This is a genomic window from Kitasatospora sp. MBT66 (assembly GCF_000710405.2).
Classification (GTDB): domain Bacteria; phylum Actinomycetota; class Actinomycetes; order Streptomycetales; family Streptomycetaceae; genus Kitasatospora; species Kitasatospora purpeofusca.
On record NZ_JAIY01000013.1, the window covers coordinates 38382 to 38694 of the forward strand.

The following is a 313-nucleotide window of genomic DNA, read 5'->3' on the forward strand; positions in this document are numbered from 1 at the left end:
TCGGTGGAATTGACGTTTTGTCGACACTTCCCGGGAATTCCTGCCGTTTCCCGCCCGCCGAGCGGCCCCAGGCGGCCCGCGGAGGGTGTCCGGGCGCGTAGGTTGGTCGCTGTTGTCCCGCCCCACCGAGCGCACCGGACCCTCCCGGGGCGCTCCCGCCGCCCACGGAGCAGCATTGGCACGCAAGATCGGCAGCCGCTACACCGTCCACCAGGTGATCGGCCGCGGCTCGGCCGGGACGGTCTGGCTCGGCGAGGGCCCGGACGGTCCGGTCGCGGTCAAGCTGCTCCGCGAGGACCTGGCCGCGGACCAG

1 pseudogene is annotated in these 313 nt (G+C 73.2%); it reads left to right on the top strand.

What is annotated here, in order from left to right:
* Nucleotides 1–175: 175 nt before the first annotated feature.
* Nucleotides 176–313, top strand: a pseudogene (locus tag BI06_RS54070) (serine/threonine protein kinase); the annotation flags it as partial.